The sequence below is a fragment of the Ignatzschineria sp. PL_is040 genome, assembly GCF_055813795.1.
This window is the reverse complement of the sequence record NZ_JBVPGU010000036.1, coordinates 1-646: the sequence shown is the minus strand read 5'-3', so window position 1 is coordinate 646 and position 646 is coordinate 1. Positions and strand designations below refer to the sequence as shown.

Sequence of the window (646 nt, the reverse complement as noted above, 5' to 3'; positions counted from 1 at the left end):
CAGAGAGATAAATCGCAATCGTCAATTATATGACAAAATAGCTCTTCAATTCTCCTACGAATGTAACATGATAACGTTTCACTTTAAGTTAACTCATTTTATCAATCTGTCTTGATTAACAATATCTTTCGACATCATTAACTGACAGTCAGTAAAATTGAATACATCGTTACTTAAGTGATGCAATCTCTCCCGATCTCTCTTGTTATCTTGCCATCAAATTATTATTCTCATTACGAGAAGAATAATCCAACAACGAGATCCGAAAGATCTTGGTGATTATTACTCGATTCACATCGATCAATAATCACTGCTGCATCGCTATTACGTTGCACCAACTAATCCAAATTTTTAAAGAACACTCTTCTAATCTAAACAAGTTTAACCAAGTTAGATAAGAGTATAAATAAGATGACTGACTAACAACTATTTACTAATCATTAACTAGTAATCGCTAATTACAAGCCACAAGTCACATTATTTATCTTCTCACTAACAAAGAAGAGGAAATATTTTCTAGTCTCTTTTCAACAACATCCCCCAAGAAATTTGGTGGAGGATAACGGAGTCGAACCGATGGCCTCCTGCGTGCAAGGCAGGCGCTCTACCAACTGAGCTAATCCCCCTTTATGGGTTATATTGGTGG

General features: G+C 35.4%; 1 tRNA gene. It reads right to left on the bottom strand.

The annotated features are described in order from the left end of the window. Positions 1 to 550 precede the first annotated feature (550 nt). Positions 551 to 626 (bottom strand) — tRNA-Ala (locus tag AC0SAP_RS10350). Positions 627 to 646: the final 20 nt, after the last annotated feature.